The 14236-nt window shown below is 62.0% G+C and carries 12 protein-coding genes; 5 read left to right on the forward strand and 7 right to left on the reverse strand.

Annotation, left to right across the window (positions count from 1 at the left end; genetic code table 11):
- Window positions 1-409 precede the first annotated feature (409 nt).
- The 3 genes from L1069_RS24245 to L1069_RS06730 are packed head-to-tail and all read left to right on the forward strand — an operon-like array spanning window position 410 to window position 3832.
- Window positions 410-1876 carry a glycosyltransferase family 2 protein gene (locus L1069_RS24245; RefSeq protein ID WP_164982810.1) on the forward strand — a complete coding sequence of 489 codons (1467 nt, stop codon included), beginning with the start codon at window positions 410-412 and terminating at the stop codon, window positions 1874-1876.
- Window positions 1863-2582: a sulfotransferase family 2 domain-containing protein gene (locus tag L1069_RS06725; protein WP_129373271.1), complete on the forward strand. Its 720-nt coding sequence runs from the start codon at window positions 1863-1865 to the stop codon at window positions 2580-2582. Before L1069_RS24245 ends, L1069_RS06725 begins: the two co-directional genes overlap by 14 nt.
- A gap of 53 nt (window positions 2583-2635) precedes the next feature.
- Entirely contained in the window at window positions 2636-3832 is a 1197-nt protein-coding gene (locus L1069_RS06730) for a hypothetical protein (protein ID WP_129373272.1), read from the forward strand.
- 78 nt (window positions 3833-3910) lie between these two features.
- Here L1069_RS06730 and L1069_RS06735 read toward each other — a convergent pair whose 3' ends face one another.
- The 5 genes from L1069_RS06735 to L1069_RS06755 all read right to left on the reverse strand — a co-directional run bounded on the left by L1069_RS06735 (window position 3911) and on the right by L1069_RS06755 (window position 9280).
- Entirely contained in the window at window positions 3911-4888 is a 978-nt protein-coding gene (locus tag L1069_RS06735; protein ID WP_129373273.1) for a GDP-L-fucose synthase, read from the reverse strand.
- 4 nt (window positions 4889-4892) lie between these two features.
- The gene (gene gmd / locus L1069_RS06740; RefSeq protein WP_237455142.1) at window positions 4893-6011 is read right to left on the reverse strand and encodes a GDP-mannose 4,6-dehydratase; all 1119 of its coding nucleotides are present in this window, start codon (window positions 6009-6011) and stop codon (window positions 4893-4895) included.
- 83 nt (window positions 6012-6094) lie between these two features.
- Window positions 6095-7027 carry a sulfotransferase gene (locus L1069_RS06745; RefSeq protein WP_237455143.1) on the reverse strand — a complete coding sequence of 311 codons (933 nt, stop codon included), beginning with the start codon at window positions 7025-7027 and terminating at the stop codon, window positions 6095-6097.
- Window positions 7024-8379 carry a hypothetical protein gene (locus tag L1069_RS06750; protein WP_237455144.1) on the reverse strand — a complete coding sequence of 452 codons (1356 nt, stop codon included), beginning with the start codon at window positions 8377-8379 and terminating at the stop codon, window positions 7024-7026. The genes L1069_RS06745 and L1069_RS06750 overlap by 4 nt, the downstream gene beginning before the upstream one ends.
- A gap of 1 nt (window position 8380) precedes the next feature.
- Window positions 8381-9280, reverse strand: coding sequence for a hypothetical protein (locus tag L1069_RS06755; RefSeq protein WP_237455145.1), 900 nt, complete (start codon window positions 9278-9280; stop codon window positions 8381-8383).
- 144 nt (window positions 9281-9424) lie between these two features.
- Here L1069_RS06755 and L1069_RS24250 point away from each other — a divergent pair, with 144 nt between their 5' ends.
- Complete coding sequence (locus tag L1069_RS24250; protein ID WP_237455146.1) at window positions 9425-10513, forward strand: glycosyltransferase family 10; 1089 nt, start codon at window positions 9425-9427, stop codon at window positions 10511-10513.
- Here the strand turns inward: L1069_RS24250 and L1069_RS06765 are convergent.
- The gene (locus L1069_RS06765; protein WP_129373278.1) at window positions 10510-11031 is read right to left on the reverse strand and encodes a hypothetical protein; all 522 of its coding nucleotides are present in this window, start codon (window positions 11029-11031) and stop codon (window positions 10510-10512) included. The genes L1069_RS24250 and L1069_RS06765 overlap by 4 nt on opposite strands.
- Before the next feature lie 168 nt (window positions 11032-11199).
- Here L1069_RS06765 and L1069_RS06770 point away from each other — a divergent pair, with 168 nt between their 5' ends.
- A complete protein-coding gene (locus L1069_RS06770; protein WP_237455147.1) occupies window positions 11200-12636 on the forward strand; it encodes a mannose-1-phosphate guanylyltransferase/mannose-6-phosphate isomerase in 1437 nt (478 codons plus the stop codon).
- A gap of 226 nt (window positions 12637-12862) precedes the next feature.
- Here the strand turns inward: L1069_RS06770 and L1069_RS06775 are convergent, their stop codons facing one another.
- On the reverse strand, window positions 12863-14044 hold the full coding sequence (locus L1069_RS06775; RefSeq protein WP_237455148.1) for a DUF2793 domain-containing protein: 1182 nt from the start codon (window positions 14042-14044) through the stop codon (window positions 12863-12865).
- Window positions 14045-14236 lie beyond the last annotated feature (192 nt).

Consider the following 14236-nt stretch of genomic DNA (forward strand, 5'->3'; position numbering starts at 1 on the left):
TGAGGACGTTTACCTTGCGGATTGTGCGTCGCTTGTGCGGAACGCCGGCACTGACGGCTGTTTCACGCGGTTGCACGGCAGCCCGGAGGCTTGGGATTGTGCCGCAGACCGCCCGGTTCTGGTGCTGTATGAACGGGCGGAAACCGCCGTCAGCACCGGTCTCGCCCGCGGATTAAGCCCCGCGCAGGCTTTGAAAAACTGGGAAGATCAAGCGCAGGAACTGCTGGCGTTCTGCCGCCGGAACCGCCGTCAGGTTGCACTGCTGGAGGCGGAGAATCTGATCAACGCCCCGGAGACGATGCTGGAGCGGGCTTGCGGGCATCTTGGCATTGCTTCGCTGCCGGAGCCGGACCTGGAACGGCCCGCAGAACCGGCGGGGCCGGTCTGGGAGGGTATCGCGGCTCTGGCTGTGGCGCGCTCTGCCGCGGCCGCGGCGCTGAATGCTGAGCTTGAGGCGAGAGCCATTCCAGCAGATGCCGCGCAGCCGGAAGCTTTGGAGATTGCGGAGCGGGCCGCGCAGGATTACCGGCGGCAGCTGAACGGGCTGGCAGAGCAGGAGGTTTTGAAAACAGCCTTCGATGCGGCGCAGAAAGAGATACAAACCCTGGGCCGGGAACGGCCGGCCCAGAAAACCGCATTGGACGCTCAGACCCATCTGGCCGCGCTGAAGCAAAGCCAGGCGGAGCTGCTGCAGGTGCAGCTGCGCAGTCTTCAGGACGCATTGGAAGCGGAACGGCGCGATTTTCAGGGCGTATTGGAAGAGAAACGGCGCAATGCGGCGAATCTTGTCAAGGTTCAAGGGGCCTTGGAGGAGACCCGGGCGGCGCTGAAAAAAGAGAGTGAGGTCAGGAAGCGGCGCGGCAGGATCGTGGGCGAATTGAGTGAGCAGGTGGCGGCTCTGGAAGCGGCGCAGAGTGAACGCGATGGCTGGCTGACGGACAAGGATGCCCAGCTGCAGGCTGTTTGGAACTCGACGTCCTGGCGGATGACTGCGCCTCTGCGGTGGGTCAAACTTGCAGTAAACGGTCAGCTGCACACCGTGCATAAGCAGCCCGGCCCGGAAGAGGCGCAGCCCGGCGGCGCAGGGGAGGAAAATGTGCTGGAAGCCCCGGAAATAAATGCTCCGGCTGGTTCCGCCGGACCGAAAGTTTCGGTGGTGACTGTTGTGTACTGTGACGCAGACGGGTTGGAAAACACACTCGGGAGCGTGCGGCGGCAGAGTTATCCAAATATCGAGTACGTGGTGGTCGATGGAGCATCTCCGGATCGCACCCGGGAGATTCTGGACGCACAGGCCGGGTCAATCGATGTTTTGATTTCGGAACCGGACAAAGGGATTTACGACGCCATGAACAAAGGCATCGCGGCGGCCTCCGGGGATTATATCATATTCATGAATGCCGCCGATACTTTTGCTCATGACAATACGCTGGAGGAAGTGGCTGCTGAGCTGACCGGGGAAGATGTCGTGTATGGGCATAGGTACTATATGCGGAAGTCCGGTCCTGTTTTGCAGGCTTCCCATCCAGCGGATTATGTGCGCCAGCGGATGCCCTATTGCCATCAGTCTGCGTATTACCGCCGGGAGGTCCTGCAACAGCATCCGTTCAACCTGGCCTACAAATACGCCGCCGATTACAATCAAGTGGTGGAAATGTTTGTGGCAGGGTGCTCGTTCAAACAGATCGACAAGGCGTTGTGTAATTTTGAGCCGGGCGGCGCGTCAGAATCCGGAATTAGGCCGTATCTGGAAGTGTTGAAAATCCAGTTCGATAATTTTGGGGACGGGGACCACATGAAAGAGAGTGAGTACATGCAGGGTTTTGTTGCCAATGCCCCCAATCTCTTGAAAAACTATCAGAATGAGAGAGGGTAAAGACGTGCATTTCTTCCTGCACATTCCAAAATGCGGCGGATCGACTATTCGCCAGTACTATGCTTCTGCATTCGCTCCGGTACTCAGGATTCAAAGCGGGCCCCGAGGGGACGTCGCGGCTGCCGATTTTCCCCGCTTTCAAGGGGTTTTTAGTTATGGTGCAATCGTCGGGCACTTACGGTTCGATCAATTCATTGAAAACAATGAGGCCGCATCCTATCCTGATCCTTTCGTGATACATAGTGTCATACGGAATCCGGTCGACCGGCTGATCAGCCTGTATAACTTTATTAAATACAACAAGGTTCATCCTGAACATGACCAAGTGCGCCACCTGAATGGTGTGCGCTTTGTACTGGATTGCACGCGAAATTCTCAGGCAAGATACCTGGGGATAAACGCGTGTTTCGCAAACATCTCTGAAGTTTCTAACCATATAAATTTGATTGATCTCGAAACCTCTGTGCAGAGAATGCACGAGTATTTCACGTCCAATCTCAAGAAAGAAATTGGATTGGCTGAAAGAAAAAATATTACGTCGAGAAACTTTGTGAAAGAGGGGCAGCCGATGCTGAGCAGGGCCGATTTCACGGAAAGCCAGCTGCAGCAGTTGGAGGATGCGCATTCTCTCGATATACGGCTGCACAAGCTCTCCCGCGAGAAGAAGACTTTGAAGACGTTTTCGTTTACCCGTGCCGGGGGCTAGGCTGATGCAGAAGGGCGAAAAAGAGGGATGCGCTGTTGCGTGTGATTTGACCAGTGACTGAGAATTCTGAGTTTTTCACAGACGCCGGGCTGTGGCGTGATATCCTATTTGCGGATGCTTACAGCCTGAAGGGGAAGACTTCGGCTGAAAAGCAGGCTACACGCGATGTCTGGTTGCGCGATTTCCTCTATTCGGACTACCGCCTGCCGCAGCAGCGCGAGACCGGTGCGGTGTTCTTCCGCAGTCTGGTGCGCGATGATTACAAGGGGCTGTTCCATGCGGTGATCGGCGCCTCGGGGATCCGCGACCGGGTGGTGGTGGAGGAGTATCAGCACCGGACCCCCCGGCTGAACGCTGCTGCCAGCCGCTACATGATGGAAAATGCGGCTGTCTTTGATGCGCTGGATATTGCGGATCCGCTGGACCGGGCCTGCTGTTTCATCCGCGCCTGCAAGTACGGTTTTATTCTGGAGCATTTCCGGAAGATGACGTTCAAGGCGCTGATCTGTTTTGCGGATATGCAGCCGGTAGAGCATCTTCTTGCACGTTATTTCCGCGCCCAAGGGGTTACCACCCTCACCCTGCAGCACGGGCTGTATGTGGATTACGGCGATATGGATACGGTGAATGTGATCAACTACCAGCACCAGCCGTCGGAATACTTTCTGTCCTGGGGGCCTGAGAGTTCGCAGCTGATCAAACACCACCATCCGGGAAACACCACGGTGAATTGCGGCAAGCCGCTGATTTTCAATGCGTCTGGCGACGAGGTTTCGGAGAAACCCCAGCCCTATATCGCGGTGTTCCTGGATCAGAGGATCTTTAACCAGCAGAATGAAGAAATGCTGCAGATCGCCTCGGCCTGTGCCCGCCGCACGGGGCGCACGGTCAAGGTGCGCTTTCATCCGTCGATCCGCAAGGAGGAGTTCCTGCAGAGATTTCCGGATATCCGCGAACAATTGCATTTCCAGGATGCGGATTTCGTTATTGGCCACACCTCGTCGCTGATTTATGAAGCCTTGTCGCTGGGCTGCCGGGTGCTGCGCTACGACAGCGAGGTGCCGGGTATTCCGTTACCGGACAGCTGCACGTTCCGTACGCTGGAGCAGTTGGAGGCCCGCTTGGCATTGCCGCAGCCCGAAGGGCTGGCACAGCAGTATTTCTGTGCAACTGGCGAGGCATCTCTGCGCCGTTATGCAGATTTTTTCCGGGAGGTGCTGCCGGATCTTGCCGGGCAGGCTGCTGCCTGAACAGGCTCTTTTCAGGAAAAAGAAAAGGCGCTGGTCCTGCGGGACCGCGCCTTTCCGTTTTATGACCTGCACCGGATCCTATTTGGCCCGCAGATTATCCAGCCCCTGCGCCAGGAACCACTCATAAGTGCCGCGCACCCCGGTCTCCAGCCCGATCCCGGCCTGCCAGCCCAGCCGTTTGAGCCGCGACACATCCATCAGCTTGCGCGGGGTGCCGTCGGGTTTTGACGGGTCGGTCAGGATCTCCCCTTCAAACCCCGTCACCTCTGCCACCAGCTGCGCCAGCTCCAGGATCGACACATCCGCGCCGCAGCCCACATTGATATGGGAGAGCATCGGCTCGGTCTCGCGCTGATACGTCTGCGCCTCGAGATCCATCACAAACAGCGAGGCCGCCGCCATGTCGTCCACATGCAGGAACTCGCGCCGGGGCGTGCCGGAGCCCCAGATGGTGACGCTCTCTGCGCCGGCCGCGGCCGCCTCGTGGAAGCGGCGGATCAGGGCGGGCAGCACATGGCTGTTCTCCGGGTGGAAATTGTCGCCCGGCCCGTAAAGGTTGGTCGGCATCACCGAGCGGTAATCCACGCCGTACTGGCGGTTGTAGCTTTCACACAGCTTGATGCCGGCGATCTTGGCAATTGCATAAGGCTCGTTGGTGGGCTCCAGCACGCCTGTCAGCAGCGCATCCTCGGCCATCGGCTGGTCTGCCAGCTTGGGGTAGATGCAGCTTGACCCCAGCTGCAGCAGTTTTTTCACCCCGGCCTCATAGGCGGCGTGGATGACGTTGCACTCGATCATCAGGTTTTCATAGATGAACTCAGCCGGGTAGCTGTTGTTGGCAACGATGCCGCCCACTTTGGCAGCGGCCAGAATGACCTGATCGGGCTGTTCCGCCTGCATGAAGGCGCGCACCGCGGCCTGATCGGTCAGATCCAGCTCGGCGCTGCTGCGGGTGATCAGCGCAAGCTCTTCGCCTGCGTCCCGGCGCGTCTGCAATTGCCGCAGGATCGCACCGCCGACCATGCCGCGGTGGCCTGCCACATAAATCCGGGTCATGACCTTAGCCCTCAACGCTGACCGGCAGATCCATGCCGTGCTCTTTCAACAGCGCATGGCGGCGGGCGGTTTTCAGATCCTCGGCGACCATCTCGGCGCACATTTCCTGGGTGGTGATTTCCGGCACCCAGCCCAGCTTTTCCTTGGCCTTGGCCGGATCGCCGAGCAGCGTTTCCACCTCCGCCGGGCGGAAATAGCGCGGGTCTATCCGCATGATCACGTCACCCGCCTTCAAGCTGGGCGCGTTATCGCCCTCAATCGCGGCCACGGTGGCAATCTCGTCGACGCCGCTGCCGGAAAACTCCAGGTGAATGCCCAGCTCGGCTGCCGACCACTGGATGAACTGGCGGACTGAGTACTGCTTGCCGGTGGCGATCACAAAATCCTCCGCCGCGTCCTGCTGCAGCATCATCCACTGCATCCGCACGTAATCTTTGGCATGGCCCCAGTCGCGCAGCGCGTCGATGTTGCCCATATACAGGCACGGCTCCAGCCCTTGCGCGATATTGGCCAGGCCGCGGGTGATCTTGCGGGTCACAAAAGTCTCGCCGCGGCGCGGGCTCTCGTGGTTGAACAGGATGCCGTTGCAGGCATACATGCCATAGGCCTCGCGGTAGTTCACCGTGATCCAATAGGAATAGAGCTTGGCCACCGCATAAGGCGAGCGCGGGTAGAACGGCGTCGTCTCGCGCTGCGGCGTCTCCTGCACCAGCCCGTATAATTCCGAAGTCGAGGCCTGATAGAAGCGGGTCTTCTTCTCCAGGCCGAGGAAACGGATCGCCTCCAGCAGGCGCAGGGTGCCCATGGCATCCACATCGGCGGTGTATTCCGGGCTTTCAAAGCTCACCGCCACATGGGACTGGGCGCCGAGGTTATAGACCTCGTCGGGCTGCACTTCCTGCAGGATCCGGGTCAGGTTAGACGTATCGCTCAGATCGCCGTAATGCAGCTTCAGGCGGGCATGATCCACATGCGGATCCTGGTAGATGTGATCGACCCGCTGAGTGTTGAATGATGAGGCGCGGCGTTTGATGCCATGCACTTCATAGCCCTTCTCCAGAAGGAACTCTGCAAGATAGGAGCCGTCCTGGCCGGTGATGCCGGTGATAAGAGCTTTTTTCATTACAATCCTACTACTGTCTATCTGTAAACGCCTGCGCGAGTGCTTAGGGCAGATGCGGAGGGAATTGAAGGGGGGTTTTCTGCTTAAGCGGTTTCCGGGCCCGGGTCATAATCCAACCGGGCGCAGAGGGCCGCATAGCTGGATGAGACGCGGACTTCCTGCTTCACATCTTCCGGCACGGGCCGCCGCGGGCGGGGAGCGATCACCCCGTCGCCGCGGCCGCTGTCGCCGGAGAGCTGCACCGCGGAAAAATCCTCCTGGAAACCTGGATTGAAAGCCAGATCCAGAATGCTGCAAATCTGCTGCATGCACATTTCAGGCTCTGCCAGAAAGTCCTCATAGCGCAACAGCTCCGCACCGGCATAGAGATCAAGGAAAGCCAGGTAGCGGCGGGCATATTCCTCAAGACCGGCCGGCTGCCAATGCACCCATTTCCGGCGCAGGAGACTCAGATACGAATCCAGCGGATGGCGCACGCTCACCAGGCTCAGCAGCCGGTAGTTTCCCTCCAGCATTTGCAGCAGCGAGGGCCGTTCCGGGATTTTGCTGCCGCAGCAGAAATGGCTGTGGGCATGGTCGCGCAGGATCAGGTCGCGCCCCTCGGCCCGGGTGTCTTCGGCCAGTGCCGCAAGGCCGGCCCGGAAGATGCGCAGCAGGGTGTCCTGCCCCGGCGGGCTGGACCCGAGCTTAGCCAGACCGATCAGGTCAGCAGGCAGGAAGCTGTTTTTGTGCGTTAGCCCGCTCAAAGGGTCCACTTCGCTCAGCAACCGGGTGCAGGGCATGGCTGCGATGCATTTGCTGATCAATGTGCCGCCGGTGCAGGCAAAGTGGTGCACCGTGCGCAGCACCGTGCGCTGCGGGCGGCCGGCCAAAGTTTCAGCCTCTGCCAGCAGATTTTGCAGCTCCTCTGAATTCCGCAGCCGCGCTGCCAGCGCGGGATCCCGCTGAGCGGCGGCCAGGGCCAGCTGGCGTTGCAAGCCCTGGAGGGTAGAGACGCGCGGGACCAGGCCGTTCACGTGCTTTGGCCCTCCTTCAGACGCGCAGGCGCAGCCGCGGCCTCCGCAAGCACCAGACCGGCCTCCTCTGAAGGCGCTTCATCCACCAGATATGCAAGGCAGGCTTTGGTGCGCTGGAGCAAATCATCCTGCGCCTCCTGGCGTTCCAGCAGTGCGCTGTAGCGTGCCTGCAATTCTTTCAGATCAGCCTCGCGCTGGCTCTGCAGCCGCAGGGCCACTGCCAGGTTCTGCTGGGCTTTCCGGGCCTCGGCTTCGCGGGCTGCGGCCTGCTCCAGCGCTTGTGCCTGGCGCGCGGCCTCTGCATCCTGGTCCGCCGCCTTTGCAGCCAGTGCTGCGGCCTCGGCACGCGCGCTGTCACGCTCCGCAACCGCCTGCTCCAGCGCCTGTGCTTGGCGCGCCGCCTCTGCATCCTGGTCCGCAACCTTCGCAGCCAGCTCCGCGGCTTCGGCACGCGCGCTGTCACGCTCCGCAACCGCCTGCTCCAGCGCCTGTGCCTGGCGCGCCGTCTCCGCATCCTGTTCCGCAACCTTCGCAGTCAGCTCCGCGGCCTCGGCACGCGCGCTGTCACGCTCCGCAACCGCCTGCTCCCGCGCCTGCGCCTGGTGCCCGGCCTTTGCTTCCAGCTCGGCAGAACGGAGTTCACTTGCCTGCTGTGCGGCCCCGGTTGCAGCCAGTTTTTTTTCCAGATCAGCCACCTGAAGAACGAGCGGTTCCTGCTCCAGAAAACAGGCCGGGAAATCAGGGTCTTGGTTTTCCGTATGCCGCAACCGCCACCCTGCAGTGTGCAGACGCTGCAGAATCTCCGCCATGGGCTCGCTGCCTTCGTAGAGCGGGGCAGCAGGGAGGGAAAGGTAGAGATGCTGGAATTTGGAGAGCAGGCCGGAAGCCTGCAGCTGGCGAAGGATTTCGGCTTCCTGGCCGGGGCAATCAATTGCCAGAAGGTTGCAGCCAGGCCCGGTCCGCTCCGGCATATCAAGCAGGCTGGTTACGGGCTCGGCTTTCACTTGCACTGTATCGGTCTGGCGCAGGCCGGGGAAAACTTTTTCCAGCCCGTCCGGCCGGCAGCAGCTGGACAGGGAGCGGATGTTGAAGATGTGAAAGGGGCGCTCTCCGGCCTCGTCCGCGACCGCTGCTTCGCGCAGTTGAACGCCGGCAGCAATGCAGGCCGGTCTGAGTGCTGCAGCCCTTTCCGGGTCTGCTTCGGTCAAGAGAATATGTTCAGCACCGCTGTTCAGGCAGGCTTTGACGGTATCCGGACCGGCTTTGCCGGCCCCCAGATAGACCAGTGTGCCGAGGCCGCCTGATTGGCTGATCCGGGAAAGCTGTGTCTGGAAGAAGGTGCTGTTTTGCATGTTATTTGCGGCCCTGTTGGATCTGTTCCTGCCCTGCCTGGTTCTGACGCAGAGACCGCAGCGGGGCGATAAGGCGGAAAATTCCGGCGGTGAGAGAGTGCAGCCGCGTTTGCTTCGGCGTCCGGGCGTCAAGCAGGCGGTCTTGCAGCAGGGCCGTATGGGCTTCCAGGCTGCGGATTTTCCGGCCCGCGGCCTGCAGCGCCTGCTCTTTTGCAGCGACCCGCCGCTGCTGTGACTCTGCCAGGCGGCAGTTCAGGATTTGAAGGGTTTCCAGTTCTTGATGCATCAGGTTTTTCTGCTCCTGCAGGAGGGCAGCCTGTGCGTCAGCATTCCGGTGAGCCTGTATCGCGGCGGTTGTGTTCAGGCTTGCGGCAGCGGAGGGCGCGGCAGGGGGCAGCGCGGCCTGTTGCACCGCTTGAGCCAAGCTCAGCACAGTGCTGTCCTGCTGCAGGCAGGCTGTGGCGAGTGCCAAAAGAACCGGGTCGTCTGCTGCGTCGTCTGCCACTGGAGGGACGGAGGGTGCCGACTCGTCCGGGGCGCCGCCGCCGGGCAGGCCCAGATGTGTGATAAATGCTTGTGGAGAAAGGATAAACTGGCTGAGTCCGGCGACCGCTGTTTGTGCCCCCTCTTCACGGACCGCACACAGGATATCTTCGGCTTGTGCGGACCAGGCGGCCAGGGCGTCTGCCGGGGCCTGATCCTGCAGAAGCGCCTGGTACAGATGGTGCTCTGGAGTTTGATAAAGCAGCAATGCCGGGCCGCGGCTTGCCTCCAGCGGAGAGTTCAGCCGGGTCAGGCCGAAGCGATCGGATAACGCGGCTAGAGCCTGACCATAAGCCGCATCCTCCGGGTACCAGATGTACCGCGCCTCCGCCTTGGCGGCCTTAGGAGTTACATTCATTTGCACTGTGTTCTTGTATATGCTTGCGGCCTGTTCCAGAAAAGCAATCTTATTGTCCCGGGGGGAAGTCAACCGCTAAGGGCTTCAGGCATCCCTTCCTTTGCTGCCCGGATGATGGGGCGGCGAACCAGCAGGTAGAGCAGCGTGATCAAAATTTACATGGCCGGCAAGCACATGAAACGGTCGCCGCTCAGCTACAGTGCCCTGGCACCGCTGTTTGAAGGCTGGGTCGAACGCGTTTCGGAACCAGAGCAGGCCGATTTGTATCTCTTTACCCATATACTGGACATTGAAGAGGCGCCGCAGGCGGCAATCACAGCCTGGCGGCAGCGGCGCAAGCCGATTGTGCTTTTGTCGGAAGAGCCGTTCTGGGATACAATCTGGGGCTGCCGGCCGCTGAATCGGGAACTGATCGTGGAAACCCGCTTCGGTGCGGTGCCAGTGATTCAACTGAATCATGCCACCACCAGTATTTTCCGTTTTTCGCGAATTCCCTATTACCTTTTGACCAACCACCGTTTTGCCAATGCCTATGCGGCCCGCTTCGCGCGCAATGCAGCATTGGACGCAGCAGACTGGCAGGCGTGTTTCGAAGCGCGCAGCACCGATATCGCATTCATGTTCGAGCGCCGCCCGGAACCTTACCACGCGGTGGAATGGCCAGAGGCCGGTATTATTGGCCTGTGTTCCTGGCGGACAGAACTGGCCGAAGCCGTGCAGGCCGGCACAGTAGAGCGGCTGGGCCAAAGCTGGCAGGACGGCCAAAGCAGATTCCAGCAGCGCAACTGGTATCTGGATAAGCTCACCCGCCTGGACCGCCGGGCCCGGATGCTGGGGGCGTTTGAGAATACCCATCAGCCGGATTATGTGACCGAGAAGATATTCGATGCATTCGCCTGCGGATCTGTGCCGCTCTATTTTGCGTCGCCGGAACATCGTATCCATGATTTTGGCTTGCCTGAGGACGCCTGGATCAATTTTTACGGGCGGACGGCGCGAGAAGCGGCGGAGCAACTGGAAGGGTTGGGCTGCAGCCGGAGCCGGGTTCAAGGCTGGGGGCAGGACCGTTTCGCGGCTTACGCCTGTGCGCAGCGGCAGCTGGCAGAGCTGTTTTGCAACCCCGCGCTTTGGCTGGCGGAGCGTAAGCGGCTGGGTGCGGCAGTGAAATCCGCTTTGACCGGTGTTCTGGACGGGCCGTGTGAACAGTATCCGGGCAGCGGCACGGCTGCCTAATTTACCGTCAGAGGCTCAAGCTGCCGGAAGGTTGCCTGGAACTGCGCGGTTTGAAAAAACAAATTGAACTCACAACTGCTGCTGCGGGCGAGCAGGCTTGGATCCACAGGGATATGCGACAGCTGCTCCAGTGCGCCGCCGGCCGCGACAACAGGGGCGGCTGCGGTCTCGGTAAAGCCGCCGCTGCTCAGATAATAGCGCAGGGTGGGGGTATAGATCAGCAAGTCTTTGCTTTCGGCTGCCGCGAGCAGGCCCAGATAGCGGGCAGTGCATAATTGAGCCCGTTCCAGCCGGAACCCCAGACTGGCCCACAGGCCGCTGTCTCCGTCTTCCAGCGTCAGTGTGAAACCCTCTGCGGCAGGGGCACACGTCAATTTTGCCTGGCCTTCGGGGTCGGTGGACAGCCACAGTTTTGCGTCGGGGGCAAGCGGGCAATGCCCGGCTGCAGCGGTTTGCGCGGGGGCATTGTGCAGGGCTTGGAGCTGCGCAGTAAGGGACGCAAAAACTGATTTTGTCACGGTCTGGCTTTCCAGTCGTCTGAAGGAGGCAGGAAGATGTGCTTGCGGCGGTTTCTAAGTCAGTCGGCCGGTGCTGGAAACATCTATTGTGAAATAGGAAGATAGATCATAAGCACAAGCGAAGAGCGTTTTTTCAGGCGCGTCACGCGGACATTTTGGAGTGAGAGCATGATTACCCCCATCCTCCTTTGCGGCGGCTCCGGCACCCGGCTGTGGCCCCTGTCGCGCAAGAGCTACCCCAAGCAGTTTGTGCCGCTGACCGGGGAGGAGACGCTGTTTCAGGCCTCGGCGGCGCGGCTGTCGGGGGAGGGGTTTTCCAGCCCGGTGGTGCTGACCAATTCCGATTTCCGTTTCATTGTCACCGAGCAGCTGGCGGGTGCCGGCATTGATCCCGGTGCGGTCCTGATCGAGCCTGCAGGGCGCAACACGGCGCCTGCGGTGCTGGCGGCGGCCTTGTGGCTGGAGAAACAGGATCCCGAAGCGCTGATGCTGGTGGCGCCCTCGGACCATGTGGTGCCGGATGCGGCGGCGTTCCGGACTGCTGTCACGGCAGGCGAGGCGGCCGCCCGCGCAGGCCGGCTGGTCACTTTCGGCATCAAGCCGGACCGGGCCGAAACCGGCTATGGCTATCTGGAGCTGGCAGAGGACCCCGGCGATTTCACCCCGCGCCCGATCGGGCTGAAACGGTTTGTCGAAAAACCGGATGCACAGACTGCGGCGCAGATGCTGGCCTCGGGGCAGTATCTGTGGAATGCGGGGATTTTCCTGTTTTCCGTCAAGACCATTCTGGCGGCGTTCCGCGCCCATGCGCCGGATCTGCTGGCGCCGGTGCAGGCTGCCGTGGATCAGGGCCAGCCTGATTTGGGCTTTTTGCGGCTGGACCCGGCGGCCTGGCAGGGGGCGGCGGATATCTCGATCGACTATGCGGTGATGGAGAAGGCAGAGAATCTCAGCGTTGTTCCCTTTGCGGGCGGCTGGTCCGATCTGGGCGGCTGGGACGCGGTCTGGCGCGAGAGCGGCCCGGATGCGGCGGGTGTGGTGACGTCCGGGCCTGCCACCGCGATCGACTGTGCGGACAGCCTGCTGCGGTCCGAAGGCGAAGGGCTGGAGCTGGTCGGCATCGGGCTGGAAAATATCATTGCCGTGGCAATGCCGGATGCGGTGCTGGTGGCGGCGGCGGACCGCGCCCAGGATGTGAAGCAGGCGGTGGCGGCGCTGAAGGAAAAACAGGCCAAACAGGCCACAGAATTTCCCATGGATCACCGCCCCTGGGGCTGGTTTGAGAGCCTGGCCGTGGGCGATCGCTTTCAGGTCAAGCGCATCCATGTGCATCCCGGCGCGGCGCTGTCCTTGCAAAGCCATCACCACCGCTCGGAGCATTGGATTGTGGTCGAAGGCACCGCCAAGGTGACGGTGGATGACACGGTGCAGCTGGTGACGGAGAACCAGTCGGTCTATATCCCGCTTGGCGCCGTGCACCGGATGGAGAACCCGGGCAAGGTGCCGATGGTGCTGATCGAGGTGCAGACCGGCAGCTACCTGGGCGAGGATGACATCATCCGTTACGAGGACGTCTATGCCCGCGGCCAGGGCGCCAAAGGGTAGGGCGGCAAAGGGCAGAGGGTAAAAGGCGGGCGCTCCCGCGCCTGTGCGCCGCATCATAGATGCGGCTCAAAGCCTTGGGCCCGGCGCCGCTGGCGCGGCGCAGCGCCATGCGAACGCATGGCGCCGGACCCAACGGGGAGGATCAATCTGTGATTGTTCCGGGACGGGCAGGAGCCTGCCGCCCAAAGAGGCGTTCGAAAGAGAGGCCGGGAGATCCCGCCTGTTTTCAGCGGACCAGCCATTCCTCGACCTCAGCCGAGACCTGCCGCATCCGGATCCAGTCCGGCGCCACGGGCTGGCCTGTCCTCAGCCGCAGCTTGCCGGTCAGCCCCAGCAGTGCCCATTCCGGGCGTTCGGCGCGCGGCAGGTAAGGCTGTGACGGATCATAGGCGGGGTTTTCCTGCGGGCGGCCTGAGGCATCGCGCAACAGGCTGCCGTAAGCGTCGCGCAGCCAGCGCCTCTTCCACTCCCCCATGTCGCCATCGCCCACCACCGCCGGGTTGCCGCTGATCACGCCCGCCGGGGTTTCCCCCGCGAGGGCCGGGCGGATCTTGGCGCCCTCCAGCACCACAGCAAGTCCGCGGCGGTCTTCGCCTTCGGGATTGCCATCCGCCCATTCGAACCATTCGGCGTAATCGGCGCCGCCGCCGGACCAGGCGCCGGAGCAACTGCCGTTGCCATCCGATCCCAGCCGGAAATCGGCGCTGCCATCGCCTGCCAGCAGGTAATCGGCGCTGCCGCCCAGGATTTCCAGATGCGCCGCCGGGCTGGCAGTGCCGAAGCCTGCGCGCCCGTCTGCGGTCAGCGCCAGCGCGGTGCCCCAGGCGCTGCCGTCGGCGGAGATCTTGATGGAGAAATCGTCAGAGCCCGCCAGCCCCATTTCGGCCCGGCCGCTCCAGTTCGACTGAAACAGCAGCGCGGCGGTGTCAGCGGCGGCGGCCTTGTTCACCTTGAGCTGATGGCCCGCGCCGCCATGGGTCAGCAGCGTCGCAGGCCCTGCAACCGACAGCGGGTTGGCGGCATCCGCGGCAGTGCCCACCCCGAGGCGGCCGAGGTTCTGGGTTTCAGCGGGCGGCAGAATCCAGCTGCTGCCGTCCCAGACCCTCAGCTCCGCGTCCGCCAGGCTCCAGGCGCGCCAGCCGGTCTGCGGCGCCAGGAACAGCCAGCCCTCGCCCTGCCAGACCGCAATCTCAGCCCCGTGGCCGGCCCAGGCACCGGTTGGCGCTGCGGCCAGCGCATGGGTCTCGCCAACAGCGGGGCCGGCGGGCGGGGCGGCGGCGTCAAAGCCCTCGACGCGGAGCTGCACCAGCGCATCCAGCATCTGCAGCGCCTCGTTATGGGTCACATGTTTCTGCGCCTGGGCAGGCATCAGATAGGGCAGGGCAAGGATCGGCGAGGTCTGGGTCATGAACAGGGCTCCGGCAGCGGCAAAAAACGGGTTCCGCGCCAGAGTGCCAGAGCCGCGTCAAACTGCGGATAACGGGGCGTGCGCTGCTTGCGCAACGGCGGATCGGGGGGCGGGGAGCGGGCAGACAGGGCAGGACGTATGACCACAGTTGTTCCCGGGCCGTTTCCGGCCTGTTTTGGGTCTGTTCGTTCA

This window comes from Leisingera sp. MMG026, assembly GCF_021654205.1.
Lineage (GTDB): Bacteria > Pseudomonadota > Alphaproteobacteria > Rhodobacterales > Rhodobacteraceae > Leisingera.

What these genes read in the sequence shown, in the direction of transcription:
- gmd (WP_237455142.1), bottom strand. Translation starts at nt 6,011, where the DNA reads ATGAAAAAAGCTCTTATCACCGGCATCACCGGCCAGGACGGCTCCTAT.
- L1069_RS06735 (WP_129373273.1), bottom strand. Translation starts at nt 4,888, where the DNA reads ATGACCCGGATTTATGTGGCAGGCCACCGCGGCATGGTCGGCGGTGCG.
- L1069_RS06755 (WP_237455145.1), bottom strand. Translation starts at nt 9,280, where the DNA reads ATGAATGTAACTCCTAAGGCCGCCAAGGCGGAGGCGCGGTACATCTGG.
- L1069_RS06775 (WP_237455148.1), bottom strand. Translation starts at nt 14,044, where the DNA reads ATGACCCAGACCTCGCCGATCCTTGCCCTGCCCTATCTGATGCCTGCC.
- L1069_RS06750 (WP_237455144.1), bottom strand. Translation starts at nt 8,379, where the DNA reads ATGCAAAACAGCACCTTCTTCCAGACACAGCTTTCCCGGATCAGCCAA.
- L1069_RS06725 (WP_129373271.1), top strand. Translation starts at nt 1,863, where the DNA reads ATGAGAGAGGGTAAAGACGTGCATTTCTTCCTGCACATTCCAAAATGC.
- L1069_RS06770 (WP_237455147.1), top strand. Translation starts at nt 11,200, where the DNA reads ATGATTACCCCCATCCTCCTTTGCGGCGGCTCCGGCACCCGGCTGTGG.